This is a genomic window from Glaciimonas sp. GG7 (assembly GCF_052976905.1).
On the sequence record NZ_JBRIIQ010000229.1, the window covers coordinates 1 to 671 of the forward strand.

The window sequence follows — 671 nt, forward strand, 5'->3', positions numbered from 1 at the left end:
GTCTGCTGGGTTTAGCCAGTCCCGTCGGATAACGGGGTGGGCGACAAATGACGGGGTTGAGCGACTGGGAGTGAAACCAAAAACCAGCAAGCCCGAGGGCTTCCCTACCACTGTCGCCCAGAGAGGACGAACTTAGGTCCCAGACCGCAACGCGGTCCGGGGTTTCACTGAACAGGCGCTCAAGCCTGTGTTCCTATGAGAGGAACGGTGACACGATACCTCCGCCGAAGGGAGACGGTCAACCGGTAAATTGCTCTTTTTTGTGATTGCAGTTTTATGCCATTTTTAGTCCTTGAAGCGGCAAATGCTTTGTGGATATCGTGATCGGTCATTCAGTTCGAACGGCTGTTTTTGAAGTTGCTTTTGACCTTGCAGGCGCAGCCACAGTTGCAGTTGCTTTTGAAGTGGTAGTTGCTTTTGACCTTGCAGGCGCAGCCACAGTTGACGTTGCTTTTGACGTTGCCGTTGCTTTTGAAGTGGCACTTGACCTACCCCGTCATTGGCGCTGCCACATTTTCCTGCCGCCAGACGGATCAGGCTGATGACATGTTTGAGCCGAAGGCGAGTTGGTCATCAGACCCGGCTGGCGGTAGGAAAATGTGGGAACCCCGACAGGGGCAGCGGCATTTGCGGTCGCCTTTTCTTTGGTTACTTTCTTTTGGCGAAGCAAA

The 671-nt window shown here is 53.7% G+C and carries 1 protein-coding gene; it reads left to right on the forward strand.

Annotated elements, in window-relative coordinates; translation table 11 throughout:
* The first annotated feature begins 311 nt into the window (after positions 1 to 311).
* Positions 312 to 542 (forward strand): hypothetical protein, encoded by a 231-nt coding sequence (locus ACVBEF_RS21315; protein ID WP_447125891.1) that lies wholly within the window; start codon positions 312 to 314, stop codon positions 540 to 542.
* Positions 543 to 671: the final 129 nt, after the last annotated feature.